The sequence below is a fragment of the Chitinophaga sp. RCC_12 genome (assembly GCF_041360695.1).
Taxonomy (GTDB): domain Bacteria; phylum Bacteroidota; class Bacteroidia; order Chitinophagales; family Chitinophagaceae; genus Chitinophaga.
Window position 1 is genome coordinate 1,048,748 of record NZ_JBFUPS010000002.1, and the last position, 19,436, is coordinate 1,068,183.

The window sequence follows — 19,436 nt, forward strand, 5'->3', positions numbered from 1 at the left end:
GCGAATTCGCTTGTATCTCCCTTCTTCATTTATAAAATCCTAAAAACAAAAATCAGGTTAATCAGTATAATCAGCGTAATCAGTGCTCCAAGACAATTTCCATCGCCGAAGGCGATCCGTTTAAAAGTCGACGCCCATACCGAAGTACCAGATCGGGCTGCCTCTGAAAAACGCTACAGCAGGCCAGCCTGCATCTGCGCGGAGGAAGTAGCCGGCAATGGTGGTGCGTGCACCAAAACCATAACCACCTACGAAAGGTCCGAGGAAGCCTTCTTTGATGCGGGTGGTTATACCCTGACCATCGTCATAAGTAGTATAATTGGCGTCTTTAAAGCTCAGCTTTTTATTCCAGGCGGTACCAATATCAATGAAAGAGGTAACCTGGAAATTGCGCAGGAACGCAGAGTTGATTGGTTTGTCGATGAAAGTGGCAAACACCGGTAAACGGAGCTCTGTGTTCAGCAACATTACATTGTTACCATTCCTTGCATTCTGTTTGTAACCGCGCAGGTTACCCGCAAGGGTCTGGAAGGCATAGTTTTCACTAAGGTTTACCGGGGTCCTGGTGTTGATCTGTGGGTTCAGCCAGTTGTCGATACCGCCCAGGTAATACAGCAGTTTACGTGTTCCCCACGACATATCCATTGCAAAACGTGTTGCCCAGATAAAGTTGCGGTAAATCTTTGTATAGTGACGGATATCTACTCCCATGTTATAGGTAAACCTGCCCTGGGCGCCGGCGGAAAGACCCGGATTGAATAACTCATTCAGTCCGCCATTGGTCAGCTGTGCATTGGTTTCTCCATAAATTTTATAACGGGTACCATTCCAGATATTAATAGCCGGGTTGATCGTATTGTCGTATACGTATTCCAGGCGCATTAAAGCATACGTTTCCTTGTAATCAGGCGCTATCAGTGATTCTTTGTTCTCTGACTGCACTACCAGTTTATCGGTACGTATACCTGCTGATAAACGGATACTCCTTACCTGGTCGAAAGGATATCTCATTTCACCCTGGTAAATGTTGGTGATCATTTTGGTAGGAACAAAAGCGGAGTCCTGACCAGACTGGTCACGGATCGCAAATCCACTGCTTTTATCCACTTTACGGTAGTAAGTGAATTTATAGTCGAAGCGTTTCTTCAGGTAACTAGCCGTAAAGAAGTATTCCGATCCCTGCAGGGAAGACGGAATACGGAAGCCGCCGTTGAATTTCAGATCTTCAAACAAATCGCTTACTCCAATGCGGATTAACCCATTCACCGGGTCGGTGAGGCGGATAGGACCGCTGGGAGGACCGGTAAATGGCTGGTATTTATTTACCAGGATAGAGTTATCCAGTTGCAGGATCAGGTAGTCGGAAGCGAATTTGAATTTATACGGGAACAGTTTCGACTTTTTAAGAATCGATTCATTTTCTTTCCTTTTTTCAAACAGCGCCGGTTCGTTGGCTGTATTAGCATTGTTGCTGGTATCGGCCGGCTCATTCCCAAACTCGTTCTGGAAGAAATTAGGATGTGTGGAAGTATCTTTTGACGGCGCCAGGTAAGTAGGCAGACCTAAACGTAAACTGTCGGCATGCATCTGGGCTTTCCTGAAATTGGTGTTTTTTGCCGTTATATTCCTTTTTTTCAACACCACGGTATCTACTTTCAGCTTCATCAGGCGTTTGATATCCGCATACTGCACTACTTCCGATACTTCTCCCTTTTCACCGGTAATCCGTGATTCCTGGATACCGTAAGGATAATTGGAAATAGGGAAAGTATAGGTAGAATCTTTGGTGATAGTGATCGCCTCTACTGAATCCGGGGCGGTAGAACCATAGGCGGCCATCGCTGAATCCAGTTCTTCCTGGTCGGGGTTATGGAGGATTTCAGAGCCTACATAGAAGAGGGAATCCACGCCATCTGCCTGCGACTTGAAGAAGCCGGCATAACGGTTACGGATACCGTTGGCATCAGAAACAAAGGTGAAGTGGGTGGTGTTATACTGCATGGGCAGTTTGGCGTTGCCATACTGCAGGTCGGTCAGCTGGGTGATCTGCTTTTCAGAGCTCCTGTTCCAGTTGTCCACCATAAAGATGTTGAAAGGATTGTTCAGCAATGAAGTATCGCTGCCTCTTCCTTTGGGGCCGGGCCTGTTGGAAGAGTAAAGAATACCGCTTTTGCCGGGGAATGCGGCAAAGGATGGATCCAGGTCATCGTACACGTCGTTGGTGATCTGGTCTGTTTTAGAGTTGCTGATGTTATAGGTAAAGATGTCGGTGTGTCCGTTTTTCACGGCAGACAACAACAGGGTATTTTCCTGTACCGGCATGTATTTAAAGTCGATGATCCGGTCAAACTGGTTCAGTTCCTGGCGTATAGTCGTGCGGGTGATCAGGTCATAGATCATCAGTTTGGTTTTGCCTTCGTGCTCGTACACAACGGCCAGGCGGTTGCCTTTGGTGTTCCAGGCCATCTGCGGATAGTTTGGATCTACCTGGTTGGCCAGTTGCATTACACCGCTATGCAGCAGTACTTTTGGCTTATTCCAGCCAAGTTGGATCTGTACGCGGTAAACTCCTTTTTTAAACTCAACTACTGCGTAGGAATTATTTTTAGGATTCGGGTTAAAGCGGTAGTAGTCGGCTTTCGGCGTAATTTCCTGGGCTACGATAGTACGGCCTTTGGCAGAAGTTTTCCTTCTGCGGTTATCTTCCTGGAATCTTTTCTGATAAAATACAAAGAAGTCTTTGGTAGCTTTCTTCGGTGTTTGGTTAAGTACCTGCTCAAAGCCTTTTTTCAGTCCGCGGTTAATGCGGGTGATATACATGAGATAAGGCACGGCATCTTTGCCGTACTTGCTTTCCACATAGTACCAGAACGCCTGGCCGGCTAAAAGGGGGTGGTCATATGCGAGGGAATTGAAGTTGCTGTATTTGCCGGACATGATGATGAGCTTCAGTTCCTCATCCTGCCTGGCGGTCCAGTTTTCGGCGGCATAGCCAATAAAGCCATCGGTGAACCATTTCGGGAAGTCGATCAGGGCAGCATTACCGGCAAATTCGCCGATATCTTCCCCAAACAGCAGCGTTTCCAGCATGATGCGGGCAATCCCCTGCCGGATCTGGCGGCGGAGGTTTTCATGGTTACCGTCGAAATAGACGATCATTTTGTTACCCACCAGTTTAGTCACTCCTCCTGTATTCTGCCAATCCACGCCAATACCGATATTGGACTGCTTCATTTCCCCGAAAGAGTTGTAAACCACAATATTAATACGCTGTCTGGGGTTGGATTCCATGAACTGTTCCAGCTGGGGTAATTCCTTTTCGGCTACCTGTGCCGCATACTTACCAAGTTCCAGCCCGTTCTGGGCGAAATAGGTGTTGAAATGCCGGCTTTGATAGTATCTCCACTTGAAGTTCTTGAACTGCACACGATTTTGTCCGAATTCTACTGTATTGGTCTGGGCCTGGGATACTATCGTTCCAAGTAATAGGGTACCGTGGAATAATAACCTGGTAATAAATCTGTTCATACAGAAAGTATTGATAATATTGTGATCTGTTTTAAAATTAGCCTAAAAAAATCGGGTTACAATGATTGAAATACAACAATTCACTTTTGGTCCACTACAAGAAAACACTTTCCTGCTTATTAACGGAAAAAAGGAATGTATAATTATAGACCCAGGGTGTTATTTTCAGGACGAAAGAAAAGAATTATTACAATATATACAAACGCACGGGTTAAATGTTATAAGATTATTGAATACGCACTGCCACTTTGATCATATATTCGGTAATAAGCTCGTATCAGATACGTATAAAGTGCGTCCGGAGTTTCATGAGCTGGAACAGCCGGTACTGGACAATTCCCAGCGGGCGGCGGGGATGTACAACATTCCTTTTGATCCCTCCCCGGAGGCCGGTCGTTACCTTACAGAAGGGGAAAAGATTCTTTTTGGCGCCGATGAGTTAACGGTATTGTTTACCCCTGGCCATTCTCCGGGAAGTGTAGCCTTTTATTGCCTGGGCCAGCATTTCGTGATTGGGGGCGACGTGCTGTTTTACCAGAGCATTGGCCGGACCGATCTGCCGGGAGGCAATCATGCCACCCTGTTGAAAAGCATCCGGGAGCAAATGTTTGTATTACCGGATGAGGTAAGGGTATTCCCCGGCCACGGACCAGCCACCACTATAGGTTTTGAAAAGAAACACAATCCTTTCCTGGTGGATTAGCCTACTTTAATAAACTTCCCGATCACCGGTAAACGGGCAAACTCCTTCTTCTCCATACGGAAAATGAACCAGGCATAAGCCAGAAAGAAAGCCGTGGCCACTGCGAGCGGAAGGGGTTTGAGGGCATAAATGTCTTTCGGCGACAGCACCGTGGCATTGAGCCAGCCGAATAGATAGTAAATGCCGGCGGCCAGCCCCATGTAGGTAATTAGTTTAGGAAGATGGTAAGGGATGGGGTAATACTTCTGCCCCCACACATAGCAGATGACCATTTGTACAAAATAACATACCATCGTTGCCAGTGCAGCGCCATAATAGCCCATCACCGGTATCCACCAGTAATTGAGCAGGAAGGCCAGCACGGCGGTGATGATGGTAATCACCGCGCCCGTTTTGGTGCGGTCCGTGAGCTTAAACCAGATCGTGAGATTGTAATAAATGCCCAGGAACATGTTGGCCAGCAGCAATACCGGTACAATACGCATCCCCTGGTAGTAGAACGGCACCCGGAGGAACGCCTTCCAGATATTCAGGTAAAGACTTACAAACAGGAACATGAAGCAAAGCATGATCACAAACAGCTTCATGATCCGTGCATACATTTTCCTAGGATCGCCGCTTTCGGCCTGTTTAAAGAAAAAGGGCTCGGCTCCTAACCGGAATGCCTGTATGAACATGGTAATCAGGATGGCCAGTTTATAGTTGGCGCTGTACAGCGCAATAACTTCTTTTTTAGCTTCCATGTTATCGCCTGGCAGGAACTGCGGTAAAAACCAGGCCCTGTCGAACGTTTCATTAACCATGCCCGCCATTCCCACAACGATCAGTGGAAGGGCATAGTGCATCATTTGTTTCCATAAACCGGTATCAAACCTCCATTCTATTTTGCGGATCTGGGGCAGAAATAGCACCAGCGTAATGGCGCTGCCCAGCATGTTGCTCAGGTAAATATACCCCGTCTGGTCGCTGCCGCTTTGGAGATCCGGCAACCAGTGATGGCCGGCAGCATACAGTTTCGGGCAAATGACCAGGAAGAAAATATTGAAAAAGATGGTAGTAACTATTCCGGCTATACGAATGGCAGCATATCTCATTGGCCGTCCTTCCAGCCGCAGTTGCGCGAAAGGAATGGCTGTGAGCGCATCAAATGCCATCAGCAGCACCACATAGGTGTAGTAGGTGGGATGGCCATTCAGTCCTGCCAGCTCGCCGGTATACGAGTTAATGACCGGCGACCGCAGCAACAACAGTAAAACGGTAATGCTGATAGTGGAAAGTAAGAGGGAAATGGTGGAAGTACCCAGTACATGCGCTTTGTTCTCCTTTTTGGCGAAACGGAAAAAGGCCGTTTCCATGCCATAGGTCAGCACAATATTGGCAAACGGTATATAGGCGTATACGTTGGACATCTCCCCGAATGATGCACGGGTTAAGATGGTCAGATAAAAAGGAGTAAGGAAATAATTGAGCAATTTGCTCACTATGTTACTCAATCCGTAAAATACCGTTTGTCCTGCCAGGTTCTTAATACTCAATTCCCAAATATTTTGACGCAAATTACGAATTACGGATTACGAATCGCGGATTTATGAGGATTGACCGGTGACCTGGCTTATTCAAATCCCCCTCTCCGTTGCTGCTTTTTATCGGAATGCTTCTTTTTCGACTGGATACGTTTTTCCTTTGCGGCTTTGGAGGGCCGTGTAGGTACGCGCTTTTTGCGTGGTATCAGCGCTTTGTTGATCAGGTCATTCATTTTGGAAATCACTGTTTGTTTGTTCCCCAGCTGGGTGCGCTCCGTCTGCGACTTTACCTGGAGCAGGCCATCTGCGTTGATACGGTTCGACAACTTCTCCGTCAGCACTGTTTTTTGTTCCTGGGTTAACAGGGCAGAAGCCATGATATCGAAATAGCCTTCCACCATCGTTTCCACCTTATTCACGTTTTGTCCGCCGCTGCCGCCGCTGCGGGCTGTGCGGAACGTGATTTCGGGGGTCACATTGATATTCATCTTGATTTAATTTATAATATAAAAAATGCCTTAGGAAGTGCAATTTATTACAAATTACGGCGAATAGTGCTGTTTTTACCGGGGGCAGCGGTTTCCCCCGGTTAACATGTAGTGCAGCGGCATCGTTTTATAAAGGCATTTATAAAGTATAGGGGATCAGGAAAACACCGGCGGAATCCCGGGGCACTGCAACAGGGTTGTCGTTTAACTGCAAACTGTATAGCTCTGTACCACAGCAGCCAACTGATCTTGACAGGAAAGTCAATTTATCCAGGGTAACCTTAGCCGGCCTGCCAACCCGCAGGGTTTGAGGTCCCAGCACATAAAAATATAACAAGGCGGTATTACTGGGTGTATCTATCACTTGTTTAACCTTTATAGTAGTATCCTGCATCAGTATTTTGATACTATCTACGGGGATGCGGGCATAGGGACCATAAACAAGATCGCGACCGGTTCCTGCTTCTACCAGTTTGAATTTGCAGGCAGGAGCCATATAGTCGCACACGATGCCCTCGCAGGGATTTTTCTCGGAAGACGTGGTACAGGCTGTAAATAAAAGTACACTGATAAACAGGTAACAGATACGGGTCATAGAACATTGATTTTGGTGTCCGTTAAACGTAAACGGAGTGTAATATGTTACAGATACAAACGATTTGCCTTAATTTTCCGGCGTTAAATAAAAATCCATGAGAGCAGTTATACAACGTGTCAGTTCCGCATCTGTTACAGTAGACGGGGCCATAACCGGTGAAATCCAAACCGGCCTGCTGGTGCTGCTGGGTATTGAAGATATTGATACGGAAGAAGATATTCAGTGGCTGAGTGCTAAAATAGTGAACCTCCGGATCTTTAACGACGATGAAGGAGTGATGAATGTATCTGTGAAAGATGTTCACGGTGATATTCTGCTCGTCAGCCAATTCACCCTGCACGCCTCCACCAAAAAGGGAAACCGCCCTTCGTATATCCGTGCCAGTAAGCCGGACGTAGCGATTCCGCTGTACGAAAAAATGATCGTGCAACTGGAACAGGATATGGGCACTACCATTCAGCGCGGTATTTTCGGCGCCGATATGAAAGTGGCATTGTTAAATGATGGTCCCGTTACGATCATCATAGATTCACACAACCGGGAATAAAGTCAATCCATTATCTTTAATAAATAAAAACTAATTCATGACCATTCAGGAAGCCCAGCAAAAAATCGATAACTGGATTAATACTACCGGTGTGCGCTATTTCAGTGAGCTCACCAACATGGCCATCCTTACGGAAGAAGTAGGGGAAGTGGCCCGTATCATGGCCCGTAAGTATGGGGATCAGTCGTCGAAGGAAAGTGATAATAAAAAGCTGCTGGCAGATGAACTGGCCGATGTGATGTGGGTGTTGCTTTGTATTGCCAATCAAACCGGTATTGATATGACGGTGGCCCTGGAAAAGAATTTTGAGAAGAAGAATATCCGTGATGCGCAACGGCATCATAACAACCCTAAATTAAAGTCTTAATACAGCCTGCATACTTTTTGTTTACTGTTACTAAAATGCTGCTATGAAAAAACCGAGCAAGCTTAAAATCATCTGGCAGGTACTGAAGCAATCCGGTATTGATTTTATAGATGATAAAGTGATGAAGCTCAGTGCCGCCCTGGCCTATTATACGATCTTTTCCGTGGCGCCCATGCTGATCATTATTATCTTTTTATGCGACCTGTTCCTGGGCAGGGATGCTATCGAAGGAAATATTTACGGCCAGATCCGCGGACTGGTAGGCAATGATGCCGCCATACAGATACAGTCCATGATTAAAAACGCCTCTCTTTCCGGTGACATGAGCTGGGCCACCATGGTAGGGTTCATTACCCTGATCATTGGCGCCACCGGGGTATTTGCGGAAATCCAGGACTCCATAAATTTCATCTGGCGACTGAAATCCAAACCTAAAAAGAATGGCTTGTTACGAATGATACTGAACAGGTTGTTATCGTTTTCACTGGTGGTAAGCCTGGGGTTCATTTTGCTGGTATCACTGGCCATCAACGGTTTGGTGGAATTATTCTCCGCGCTGGTGGTGAACCTACTTCCGGGTAAGCTTACATCAGGTATCCTCTTTTCCCTGGCCGATTTTGTAGTGCCGTTTGTGGTGATCGCTACATTGTTTGCCATCATTTTTAAAGTGCTGCCCGATGCCCGTATCAAGTGGAAAGACGTACGGGTGGGTGCTATTGCCACAGCCATCCTTTTTATGATCGGTAAGTTTGCGATCGGTTATTATCTCGGCGCCAGCAGGGTGAGCTCTACCTACGGCGCTGCCGGCTCCATTGTTATTATTCTGTTATGGGTATACTATTCCGCGGCCATCCTGTATTTTGGGGCCGTATTTACCCGCAATTACGTACAATATTTCGGTGCACAGATTTATCCCAATGATTATGCGGTTTGGATCAAACAAATTGAAATTCCACATGAGCCGGAGACCGTCCAGGAAGGCTAATCACCAGTTTATAAATTATTTAATAATCGCATACGTATTTTCAAAATAGCCCTTTATCTTTGCGCCACTATGTCTACAGATCAGAATAAATTCCAGGCGATCATATCGCATTGTAAAGAATATGGTTTTGTTTTTCAGTCCAGCGAAATTTACGATGGACTCAGCGCCGTATACGACTACGGTCAGTACGGTTCAGAATTGAAGAAAAACATTAAGGATTATTGGTGGAAAAGCATGACCCAGTTGCACGAAAACATCGTGGGGATCGATGCCGCCATCTTTATGCATCCTACTACCTGGAAGGCGTCCGGACACGTGGATAATTTCAGCGACCCGATGATCGATAACAAGGATAGCAATAAACGCTACCGCGTGGATCACCTGATTGAAGGTTATGCAGAAACATTACCACGGGAAGCCGGCGATGCCCTTCTGGCGCAGATGGATGAACTGCTGAAAGAAAATGATTTTGCAGGTCTCAAAACACTGATAGAAAGCAACAAAATAAAATGCACGGTAAGCGGTACTTCCAACTGGACCGATGTACGTCAGTTTAACCTGATGTTCTCCACCCAGCTGGGCAGCGTAACAGATGAAGCCAGCGAAATATACCTGCGTCCGGAAACGGCCCAGGGTATCTTCGTAAACTTTCTGAATGTGCAGAAAACCGGCAGAATGAAAGTGCCGTTTGGTATTGCACAAATTGGTAAAGCTTTCAGAAATGAAATTGTAGCCCGCCAGTTTATTTTCCGCATGCGCGAATTTGAGCAGATGGAAATGCAATTCTTTGTACGCCCCGGCACCCAGCAGGAATGGTATGAGAAATGGAAAGAAGAACGTATGCAGTGGCACCTGAGCCTCGGCATTGATCCGGCAAAATATCATTTCAAGGACCACATCAAATTAGCGCACTATGCAGATGCCGCTGTGGACATTGAATACGAGTTCCCGTTCGGTTTCAAAGAAGTAGAAGGTATCCACTCCCGCACTGATTTTGACCTGAAACAACACCAGGAATACAGCAAGAAAAAAATTCAGTACTTCGATACAGAAATCAATCAGAACTATGTTCCTTACGTGATAGAAACTTCTATCGGTTTGGATCGTATGTTCCTGCTGACCATCTGTAATGCTTATGCAGAAGAAGATCTGGGCACACCGGAAAAAGAAGATAGCCGCGTGGTTTTGAAATTTCCGCCTAAATTGGCTCCTATTAAACTGGCAGTATTTCCATTAACTAAAAAAGATGGTTTACCAGAAGTGGCAAAGCTGCTTATCAATGAATGTAAACAGCATTTTCATTGTTATTATGAAGAGAAAGATAGTATCGGTAAACGCTACCGCCGCCAGGATGCCATTGGTACGCCTTTCTGCGTAACCATTGATCATCAGACAAAAGAAGATGGTACAGTGACCATCCGTCACCGCGACAGCATGGAGCAGGAACGCATTCCACTGTCTGAAGTGAAAGCACTGGTATTAAATAAAATCGGCTAGTAACATATAAGGGCTACAACCGTTATATTTAGTATAAGCACCCCTTTATGCCTATACGAAACTATATAATTGTTGCAGCCCTTTTTATTTGCAGTTCCCTGTCTGCGCAAACAGCGCAGCCCTCCATCACAGCCGACAGTATTGTTCCTGCTAAAAACCCCTATTCGCGCAACTTTACGCAATTGGTATACGCCAGCCTATTTGGTCCCACCATCTTTGCGGGACTGAACTACGACATCCGTTTTAATGGTACCAGCACAGGATTGGGTGCCCGGGTTGGACTGGGGATGGTTCCCGATTACCATGAAGCCTATTACAACAAAGCTGATAAAGCCTTACACTATATAGACCTGCCGGCCGCATTTACCGTTCCTTTTGGTCTGAACTACGTGATGGGCGCCAAAAAGCATTTTATAGAATTCGGGGTTGGCATGATTTACCTGGGGAGGGATTCACTAATGTTCGACGATATCACCACCAACTATACCTGGTTAGGATGGTTTGAGATTAATTATCGCCGCGCCGTTGGCAAGCACCTGGTAACCAGATGGGGGTTTACAAATATCATTTCCTCCAGGTATGCTTTTCCGCTGTCCATTCCTGAATTTGGAATGGGATACCGCTTTTAGCCATACAATTCCTGGTGAATATCATGCCGGTCGTAACCCATGGCCTGTATCCGTTGCTTAGCCTCGTCGATCATGGCCTTCCAGCCGCAAAGAAAGAAGTTGGCAGGACGCTTGTCCTGCAGTAGTTCTTCATAAACAGCATGCACATAACCTTTTTTGCCGCTCCAATTTTCTTCACGCGATAAAGTGGGAATGTAGTTGAAATTGGGTAAGGAGGCCGCTAATTGCTCTAACTCAGCGGCATAGAGCAGGTCGTGCTGGTAGCGGACGCCAAAAATAAGGTGAATAGGCGCATGCGGTAGGCCATGCAGATGAATGTAATGCGCCATAGAACGGAATGGCGCTATGCCGGTACCAGTGCAAATCAGGAATAATTCCTTGTCTAACTGTTCGGGCAGTACGAAAACTCCCTGTGGCCCACGCAGCAACAGTTCGCTTCCCTCCTTTATTTCATTGAACAGGTAAGTACTCCCCAATCCTCCCTCCAGTAAAACGATTACCAGCTCAATTACATTGGTGCCGTCCGGATGGGAAGCAATGGAATAACTACGCCAGCGTTTGTTCTTTTTCTCGTGAATGGGAAGGTCCAGGGTTACAAACTGTCCCGGTTTGAAATCAAACCGTTCCATGTCCGGTACCTGTATCCAGAAACGGCGCGTATTGTGGGTTTCATCCACCAACTTAGTTACGATTCCGGTATGCCATAGGTCCAGCATGGAAGTTGAGTTTGGTCTTATTGAATATAGTGAAAATTTAGCATTCTGCTATTGGGATCTCTTCTTATTTGTTTTTTTTATTATGAAAAGCGGAAGTGGCTCCTCTAAATATCTTCCCTGATCAAATCTCAAAATCGGTAAATCTTCGTACCTTTGCATTCTTCATGAATTTACAGGCTGTATTACAACTATTTCAACGTGATGCGCGTCTGCAGTCGCTGGTGAAGGGGATTCAATCACCCACCCCACAATACTTTCAGCTCTCCTCCATTAGTGGAAGCGCAATAAATTTTGTGGCAGTCAGCACCTGGGCGCATGCAGATGCAAACCATCTCTTCATCTTAAACGATAGAGAGGAGGCAGCCTATTTCCATAACGACCTGGAGCAACTCAGCCAGGCACTGGATATTTTCTATTTCCCCGACTCATTTAAGAAAGCCGGTCAGTTCCATGAAATCAACGGCAGCCATAGTATGCTCCGTACGGAAGCACTCATGAAATTTTCCGGGGAATCTGTGAGGAAAAAGATCCTGGTCACCTATCCGGAAGCACTCTGGGAGAAAGTAGCCGGGAACCAGGCGTTCAGCGCCAATATGGTGCAACTGAAAGTAGGCGATGTACTGAAAGTAGATCCGCTGCTGGAACAACTCATCGGCTGGGGTTTTCACGCCACCGATTTTGTGTATGAACCCGGTCAGTATGCCGTAAGGGGAGGGATCCTGGATATCTATTCCTTTGGTAACGAAAAGCCTTACCGTATTGAATTATTTGGAGAAGATATAGATTCTATCCGCCTGTTTGATCCGGAATCACAGCTTAGTGAACGCAGGCTCACACAGGTAACCTTAATCGCCAACATGGACACCCATGCGGCAGACCACAGCAAAACACCACTCACCGAATTCCTGCCCGCCAATACCGTAGTATGGATGAAAGATCCTTCCTATGTAAAAGGCGTGATAGAACAAATGGAACAGCGGCTGGATGATTTCCTGCTCACCGGTCAGAAAGTGAAAGTGGATGAAGATGAAGAAATGGTGCTGAAGGAAGAGGATTTTGTGAAAGCCACCCCACTACTGGAACAACTGCTGCAAAAGCCAACAATTGTTTTTGGTAATAAGGACTGGCTGACAGACAACGGCTACCAGCCTCAGCTCATCGCCTTCGATACACAGGAGCAACCCGTATTTAACCGGCAGTTTGACCTGCTGATCAAAGATCTCGGTAAACATAACAGTAATAAATATTCCCTCTTTATATTTTCAGATAACCCGCGTCAGCTGGAACGTTTGCGCAGTATATTCGAGGACCTCAAAGCAGATTTTGTATTCTTCCCCATCCCGGTTGCCATCAGCAGCGGGTTCATTGATCATTCGCTGAAACTGGCGTGCTATACCGATCACCAGATCTTCCAGCGCTTCCATAAATACAAGGTAAAACAAGCCTACAACAAGAATAAGGCGATTACCATGAAAACCTTGCGGGAGCTGCAATCGGGCGACTTTGTAACGCATATTGATCATGGTGTGGGCATGTACAGTGGTCTCCAGAAAATTGAAGTAGGGGGTAAAATGCAGGAAGCCATCCGCATCATTTACAAAAACAACGACCTGTTGTATGTAAATATCAACTCCCTGCATAAAATCAGTAAATACACCGGCAAGGAAGGCGTGGAACCTAAAGTAAATAAACTGGGCAGCGATGCCTGGGATAAGCTGAAGGAAAAAGCCAAAACGCAGGTAAAAGATATTGCTAAAGACCTGATCCAACTGTACGCGGTACGTAAAGCCCAGCAAGGCTTCGCACACACGCCGGATACCTATCTGCAAACAGAACTGGAAGCCTCTTTCATCTATGAAGATACGCCGGATCAGAGCAAGGCTACCGCTGATGTGAAACGCGATATGGAATCGCCGGCGCCGATGGACAGGCTCGTGTGCGGAGATGTAGGTTTCGGTAAAACAGAAGTCGCCATCCGCGCAGCGTTTAAATCTATTGTAGATGGTAAACAGGCCGCCGTACTGGTGCCTACCACCATCCTTGCATTCCAGCACTATAAAACATTTGCCGACCGCCTGAAAGACTTTCCCTGCACCGTTGACTATCTCAACAGGTTTAAATCTTCCAAAGAAAAAAAGGAAACGCTTAAGCGCCTTGAAGAAGGAAAGATCGATATCATTATTGGTACGCATGCTTTACTGGGCAAAGAAGTGAAGTTTAAAGACCTCGGCGTGCTGGTAGTAGATGAAGAACAAAAATTCGGTGTTTCTGCCAAAGAAAAACTGAAGCAGATCAAGCATAACGTAGATACCCTTACACTAACGGCAACGCCTATACCGCGTACGCTCCAGTTTTCACTGATGGGCGCCCGCGACCTCTCTGTTATCAATACGCCGCCGCCAAACCGCCAGGCCATTGAAACAGAAGTGCAGGTGTTTAACCAGGACCTGATCCGCGAAGCCATTTATTATGAAGCCGAAAGAGGCGGACAGGTATACTTTATCCACAACAGGGTAAAAGGCCTGAAGGAAATGGCCGGCCTGATCCAGGGACTTTGCCCGGATCTGTCTATTGCTACTGCACATGGACAACTGGAAGGACATCAGCTGGAAGAAGTAATCCTCGATTTCATTGACCGCAAGTACGATGTGCTGGTGTGTACCAATATCGTGGAAAGTGGGGTGGATATTCCAAACGCCAATACTATCATCATTAATAACGCCCATCATTTCGGATTGAGCGATCTGCATCAGCTGCGTGGTCGCGTAGGCCGCAGTAATAAAAAGGCTTTCTGTTACCTGCTGGCGCCGCCTATGAGCACGCTGCCTTCAGATAGCCGGAAACGCCTGCAAACACTGGAACAGCACAGTGAGCTGGGCAGCGGTTTCCAGATTGCTATGCGCGATCTCGATATCCGTGGCGCCGGTAACCTGCTGGGTGGTGAGCAGAGCGGCTTTATGGCTGAAATTGGCTTTGATATGTACCAGAAAATCCTGGACGAAGCCATCCGCGAACTGAAACAAAATGAATTCCGCGACCTGTTTAAAGATCAGCTGGAAGAGAAGAAAGATTTCGTGAGCGACTGTACCATTGACACAGACCTGGAAATACTGATTCCCGATACTTATATTGAAAGCATCCAGGAAAGACTAAATCTTTACCAGGAGTTGGATAATATCACAGAAGAAGGCAAACTACAGGCTTTCGCCAATGATATGATAGACCGCTTCGGCCCTATGCCGGAACCGGTGAAAGACTTGCTGACCGCTATCCGCTGCCGTTGGATGGCCATCCAGCTCGGCTTCGAAAAAATGATGCTGAAAGAAGAAAACCTGCGTTGCTACTTTATCAACAACCCGGATTCTCCTTACTTCGAATCTCCTACGTTCAATCATATATTAACGTATATACAAACCCGTACCAACAACGCCAAACTAAAACAGGTTGGTAAAAACTTTATGTTGGTGGCATCCCGTATCCGTCATATGAACGACCTGTACGACTTCCTGAAAGCCATGACCGATAGCCGGAAATAATTCTTCCCCCTGTAACATAATTCCTCTGTAATCGTTTCATAACTAATATGAAATGTATAATTCTATTTCTGTAACTATTGCATTAACAAAATTTTATAAATCCCTTTTTGTGGAAACACTTTTAAGCCCCGCATCATGAGGGTGTAAATAACAACAAACACTAATTTTTTTAACAATAGAAAACATCGACACATGAAAAAGGTAATGTTATTAGCAGCAGGATTATTTTTTGCACTGAGCACTTTTGCACAGCAAACAGATAAGCAACCGCCGGTAAAAAAGATTGAAGTAAACGGATCCGCAGAAATGGAAATCACACCGGATGAAATTTATTTCAACATCTCTTTAAGGGAATATCTCAAAGGAAAAAACAAAGTAGACATCAGCACACTGGAAAAACAACTGCAGAAAGCCGTATCTGACGCAGGAATTCCGAAAGCCGATTTCACCATTGAGAATGTATATGGTAACAACTTTGAAATTTTAAGGAAGAAGAAAGATCCGCTGGAATTTATGGCGCGCAAACAATACCGTCTTAAATTAAGCAAGCTGGATAAAATCAACGAAATCCTCGCTGCAGTAGATGCTGAAGGTATCGAAAATGCCAGGATAGCTTCTTATTCTTCCAGCAAAATGGAAGCATACCGTAAAGAAGTAAAAATAAAAGCTTTACAGGCCGCGAAAGAAAAAGCGGAGTATATGCTTTCCGCTATTGGTAACAAAACAGATGGTGTGATCGAAATTCAGGAAATGAATACAGATAACTATTCTGATGTTCGTCCTGTAATGGCTAACTACATGGCTAAATCTGCAGATAGTGCCGAAGCAGCGAGTGATATTGATTTCAAAACTATTAAGATCCGTGCAGAAGTAAGAGCAGTATTTGCTATCAAATAATTACACCGGAGATGTAATACAAAAAAAGAGGTTGTTCCGTATGGAACAACCTCTTTTACTTTTTATTAAGACAAGCTGAATTAGAAGCTATATCTCAGGCCCAGCTGCATCTGATGACGGGATGCAAAGAAATCTTTTGAATAAGGAGTGCCTGGTTTGCTGAAAGTATAAGTAGGATAATTGTTAACTACTTTACCGGTAGGATTCAAACCAACGCTCGCCATAGAGTTAAAGGTGTTAGGCGTGAAGTACTGAATACCCCAGTCTTTGTTCAGCAGGTTAGTAACGTTCACGATGTCGTAAGTCAACGTGATGGTGTGTACTTTTTTACCGGCTTTAAAGTTGTAGTCCTGCGCGAAGCGGAAATCAGCCTGGGTGTTCCATGGTGTGCGGCCGCCGTTACGTTCAGTAAACTGGCCTTTACGGCCATTCAGGTAGCTGTTGCTGTTAACATAGCTCATGAAATCATTCGCCTGTTGAGCAGCTGTTGGTCCGCCTGCTTTATCTGTAAAGAAGTTAGTCGCTTCAGCCACATCTTTCGGGATGTAGGTGAGGCTCACCTGCTGTGGTGTACCGTTGATGGTAGCATTCACTAAACCATAAGAGAACGGTGTTCCGGAAGAAGTATTAAAGAAGGCAGAGAAGTTAGATACCCATTTGCCTTTAGTACCCCAATCCTGTTTGTAAGCAACAGTAGCTACGATACGGTTACGGATGTCGAAGTTAGAGTAAGCAAGGCCGGGGTTGTTAGGATTCAGCGCCTGGTTCAGCTGCCAGTTCGATTCCATGGAGTTGCGGATACCATTGGTGATATCTTTTGCCTGGCCGTAAGTGTAAGCCACCATGAAGTTCAGACCAAAAGGGAACGATTTGGATACCTGACCGGTGATGCTGTAACGGTAACCTTTATCGGTATTGGATAACAGGTAAGCGTTAGTATATAAAGGATTGATTTTAGAACCGGTGTAGATAGGCTGTTGCTTGTTTACATCGTATGCAAAGTAAGTTGGGTTATCCGCCAGGTTCACCTGCTGGAACATCAGATCCTTGATTACCTTGGTATAGATACCTTCAATAGAGAACTTCCACTGGTCGTGGGTAGTGTAATCCAATGCGAGGCTGCTTCTCCATACCTGTGGCATTTTGAAGTTGTTGTCGATCATATCCACCTGGGTGGCGCCGGCTGCATTTTTAACGTCTACACCATTCTGAGATGCGAAGTCTGCGATACCATTAGGAGACGGTTTTGCTGCAGGCAGCGGCGTGTTAACAAATGGTTTGGTGCTGCTTCTCTGATCGTAGGCACCGTAAGTAACGCCATTGTTATAATAGGCATAACCGATCCATGCGAAAGGAATACGGCCGGTAAATAAGCCGGAACCACCACGCAGTACCAGGCTGTTATCGCCTTTAATATCATAGTTGAAACCTAAGCGCGGAGAGATCTGGACGTTATTCAGGAAGTCGTTTTTGATATCTTTTGGTTTCGTATAGCTGTAAGTGTTACCGTAGTTAGGATCTTCCGGTGATTTAATGGTTTTATCACTCAATGGCTGTTTGTTGGGAATGCCCGTGTAATCCAAACGGATACCTGGCGTAATCCTGAAACGATCAGACAACTGGATCTCATCCTGTCCGTAAACGCTCAGCAGGTTGGCCTTGAACTGAGCAGGAGGATTAGCCATGATGTAATCACGGGAGTTGTTGGTGTAGTTATAGTTACCACGTACACGTGCGGGATTATTAGCCAGGAAGTCTTCAACACTGTTGTAGTCTAAACGGCCATTCCAGGAGTTTACAAAACCATAGGTGATGTTGTAAAACTCATTGTGTGTACCCAGGGTAATCGTGTGATTTCCTTTGAACAGGGTAACGTTGTCGGTTATCTCAAAAGTTTTTTGCTTCATGTTGAAGATACTGGCTTCACGGTCGGTACCCAGGAAGATGGTAGAACCTGGTGTTCTTCCCTTGATCTGGATCTGTGGTGTAGCCGGATCAGACAATGGCTCCCTGTAATCGTGTACATTGGAATAACCGAGGATCAGGCTGTTGGAGAAACCGCTGTTAAAATTACTTTTCAGTTCAGCCACAGTGGAAGTCTGGTTATTTACCTGTTTGAAGTCAATACCCTTGAAACGGAAGTTTTGCTGATCGCGTTCCAGGTTGGTGGCTTCAGAAGTGATGGTGTTGTTACGAACAGACAACTGGTGCTTTCCATTGATATGCCAGTCGATCCTGTTGAAGAATTTATTGGAGTTGGAATAGATGCTGGTGTTACCTGAGGTACCCGGATCTACGCCGTATGTTTTCATCAGTGCGGTGATGTCAGCAGCGTCTTTTTCTGTTAAGATGCCACCACCATCAGCGGAGCCTGCGCCGAGGATCACGGGATCTACGCGACGGGTAATTTCTTCATTGGTGAAGAAGAACAATTTGTTTTTGATGATAGGGAAGCCGAGACGAACACCGGTTTGGTACTCATGAAAATCGCTCGGTAACTTAGAACCGTCGCCGGCGTTGTTTTTACCAACCAGTGAAGCGTTACGGCCAAATCCGTAGATGGAACCGTGTACTTCGTTGGTACCGCTGCGGGTTACAGCGTTAACGCTACCACCAAGGAAGTTACCAACTTTCACATCAAAGGGAGCCAGCAATACCTGTATATCCTGGATCGCATCTACAGATACCGGATTGGTACGGGTGCTGCTGCCTGGCTGACCGCTGGTGTTGCTTTGTCCGCCCAGTGAAGGGCTAAAGCCAATGGCGTCGTTGTTGATGGCGCCATCTACAGTTACGTTGTTGTAACGGTAGTTGGTACCCAGGAAGGAGTTGTTGTTGCTCTGCGGTGTTACTTTGGTAAGATCCTGCAGGCTGCGGCTCAGTGTGGGGAGCGCTTTAATCTGCTCCTGTCCTACCCTGGTACCGGATTTACCTGCACCCGCGTTACCTGTTACCACTACTTCACTCAGTGCGGTTGATTCTTCCTGTAATTTAAAATTGAAACTGGTGGTTCCCAGTCCGAGGTTAACATCTGATTTTACTTCTTTCTTATATCCAATGAATGAAACAGTGATAGTGTAAGGACCGCCTGGATTCAGGTTAGGCAGATTATAGCGGCCATCAGTGTTTGTTTGTACGCCTGATTTGGCGCCGGTGCTGTTATTTACTATTACTACTGTAACGCCGGGAATGGCCTGTCCACCCGGATCGGATACTTTACCCGATATAACGGAAGTGGTCACCTGTGCGTTCGCGCTGTAACATAGAATTACAATGAAGCTAGCTAATAGCGTAAAGAATGATTTCATAAACTGTTTTGTAAGTATTTACAGGTGCAAAGGAAACAGTCTGATGCAACCAGAATGTTAACAGATTATTACGGAATTGTTAAGAAGTGCATAAAACATCCTAAAAAGGAGCCG

Annotated in this window: 14 protein-coding genes; 8 read left to right on the plus strand and 6 right to left on the minus strand. The window is 45.9% G+C overall.

Features of this window, described 5'->3' with window-relative positions; all coding sequences use genetic code 11:
• Nucleotides 1–120: 120 nt before the first annotated feature.
• On the minus strand, nt 121–3,528 hold the full coding sequence (locus AB6805_RS09640) for a hypothetical protein (RefSeq protein ID WP_370909217.1): 3,408 nt from the start codon (nt 3,526–3,528) through the stop codon (nt 121–123).
• 61 nt (nt 3,529–3,589) lie between these two features.
• Here AB6805_RS09640 and AB6805_RS09645 point away from each other — a divergent pair, with 61 nt between their 5' ends.
• Entirely contained in the window at nt 3,590–4,231 is a 642-nt protein-coding gene (locus AB6805_RS09645; RefSeq protein ID WP_370909218.1) for an MBL fold metallo-hydrolase, read from the plus strand.
• Here AB6805_RS09645 and AB6805_RS09650 read toward each other — a convergent pair.
• The 3 genes from AB6805_RS09650 to AB6805_RS09660 all read right to left on the minus strand — a co-directional run bounded on the left by AB6805_RS09650 (nt 4,228) and on the right by AB6805_RS09660 (nt 6,837).
• Nucleotides 4,228–5,766, minus strand: coding sequence for a polysaccharide biosynthesis C-terminal domain-containing protein (locus AB6805_RS09650; RefSeq protein WP_370909219.1), 1,539 nt, complete (start codon nt 5,764–5,766; stop codon nt 4,228–4,230). The two genes, AB6805_RS09645 and AB6805_RS09650, sit on opposite strands and share 4 nt — an antisense overlap.
• Before the next feature lie 77 nt (nt 5,767–5,843).
• A complete protein-coding gene (arfB, locus tag AB6805_RS09655; protein WP_370909220.1) occupies nt 5,844–6,242 on the minus strand; it encodes an alternative ribosome rescue aminoacyl-tRNA hydrolase ArfB in 399 nt (132 codons plus the stop codon).
• A gap of 139 nt (nt 6,243–6,381) precedes the next feature.
• Nucleotides 6,382–6,837 carry a hypothetical protein gene (locus AB6805_RS09660; protein WP_370909221.1) on the minus strand — a complete coding sequence of 152 codons (456 nt, stop codon included), beginning with the start codon at nt 6,835–6,837 and terminating at the stop codon, nt 6,382–6,384.
• A gap of 97 nt (nt 6,838–6,934) precedes the next feature.
• On the opposite strand from AB6805_RS09660, the gene dtd reads away from it, so the two are divergent.
• From dtd to AB6805_RS09685, 5 genes are all read left to right on the plus strand, one after another.
• Complete coding sequence (gene dtd, locus AB6805_RS09665; protein WP_370909222.1) at nt 6,935–7,387, plus strand: D-aminoacyl-tRNA deacylase; 453 nt, start codon at nt 6,935–6,937, stop codon at nt 7,385–7,387.
• A 37-nt stretch (nt 7,388–7,424) separates the two neighbouring features.
• A complete protein-coding gene (locus AB6805_RS09670) occupies nt 7,425–7,754 on the plus strand; it encodes a nucleotide pyrophosphohydrolase (RefSeq protein WP_079469839.1) in 330 nt (109 codons plus the stop codon).
• A gap of 43 nt (nt 7,755–7,797) precedes the next feature.
• Complete coding sequence (locus tag AB6805_RS09675) at nt 7,798–8,739, plus strand: YihY/virulence factor BrkB family protein (protein ID WP_370909223.1); 942 nt, start codon at nt 7,798–7,800, stop codon at nt 8,737–8,739.
• Nucleotides 8,740–8,808: 69 nt separating this feature from the next.
• Nucleotides 8,809–10,236 carry a glycine--tRNA ligase gene (locus AB6805_RS09680; RefSeq protein WP_370909224.1) on the plus strand — a complete coding sequence of 476 codons (1,428 nt, stop codon included), beginning with the start codon at nt 8,809–8,811 and terminating at the stop codon, nt 10,234–10,236.
• Nucleotides 10,237–10,283: 47 nt separating this feature from the next.
• Nucleotides 10,284–10,865, plus strand: coding sequence for a hypothetical protein (locus tag AB6805_RS09685; protein ID WP_370909225.1), 582 nt, complete (start codon nt 10,284–10,286; stop codon nt 10,863–10,865).
• Here the strand turns inward: AB6805_RS09685 and AB6805_RS09690 are convergent.
• On the minus strand, nt 10,862–11,581 hold the full coding sequence (locus AB6805_RS09690; protein WP_370909226.1) for a ferredoxin--NADP reductase: 720 nt from the start codon (nt 11,579–11,581) through the stop codon (nt 10,862–10,864). The two genes, AB6805_RS09685 and AB6805_RS09690, sit on opposite strands and share 4 nt — an antisense overlap.
• A gap of 164 nt (nt 11,582–11,745) precedes the next feature.
• On the opposite strand from AB6805_RS09690, the gene mfd reads away from it, so the two are divergent.
• Together mfd and AB6805_RS09700 are read left to right on the plus strand one after the other, a co-directional pair.
• A complete protein-coding gene (gene mfd / locus AB6805_RS09695; protein ID WP_370909227.1) occupies nt 11,746–15,117 on the plus strand; it encodes a transcription-repair coupling factor in 3,372 nt (1,123 codons plus the stop codon).
• A 192-nt stretch (nt 15,118–15,309) separates the two neighbouring features.
• On the plus strand, nt 15,310–16,014 hold the full coding sequence (locus AB6805_RS09700) for an SIMPL domain-containing protein (RefSeq protein ID WP_370909228.1): 705 nt from the start codon (nt 15,310–15,312) through the stop codon (nt 16,012–16,014).
• An 80-nt stretch (nt 16,015–16,094) separates the two neighbouring features.
• Here AB6805_RS09700 and AB6805_RS09705 read toward each other — a convergent pair whose 3' ends face one another.
• Entirely contained in the window at nt 16,095–19,322 is a 3,228-nt protein-coding gene (locus AB6805_RS09705) for a carboxypeptidase regulatory-like domain-containing protein (protein ID WP_370909229.1), read from the minus strand.
• Nucleotides 19,323–19,436 lie beyond the last annotated feature (114 nt).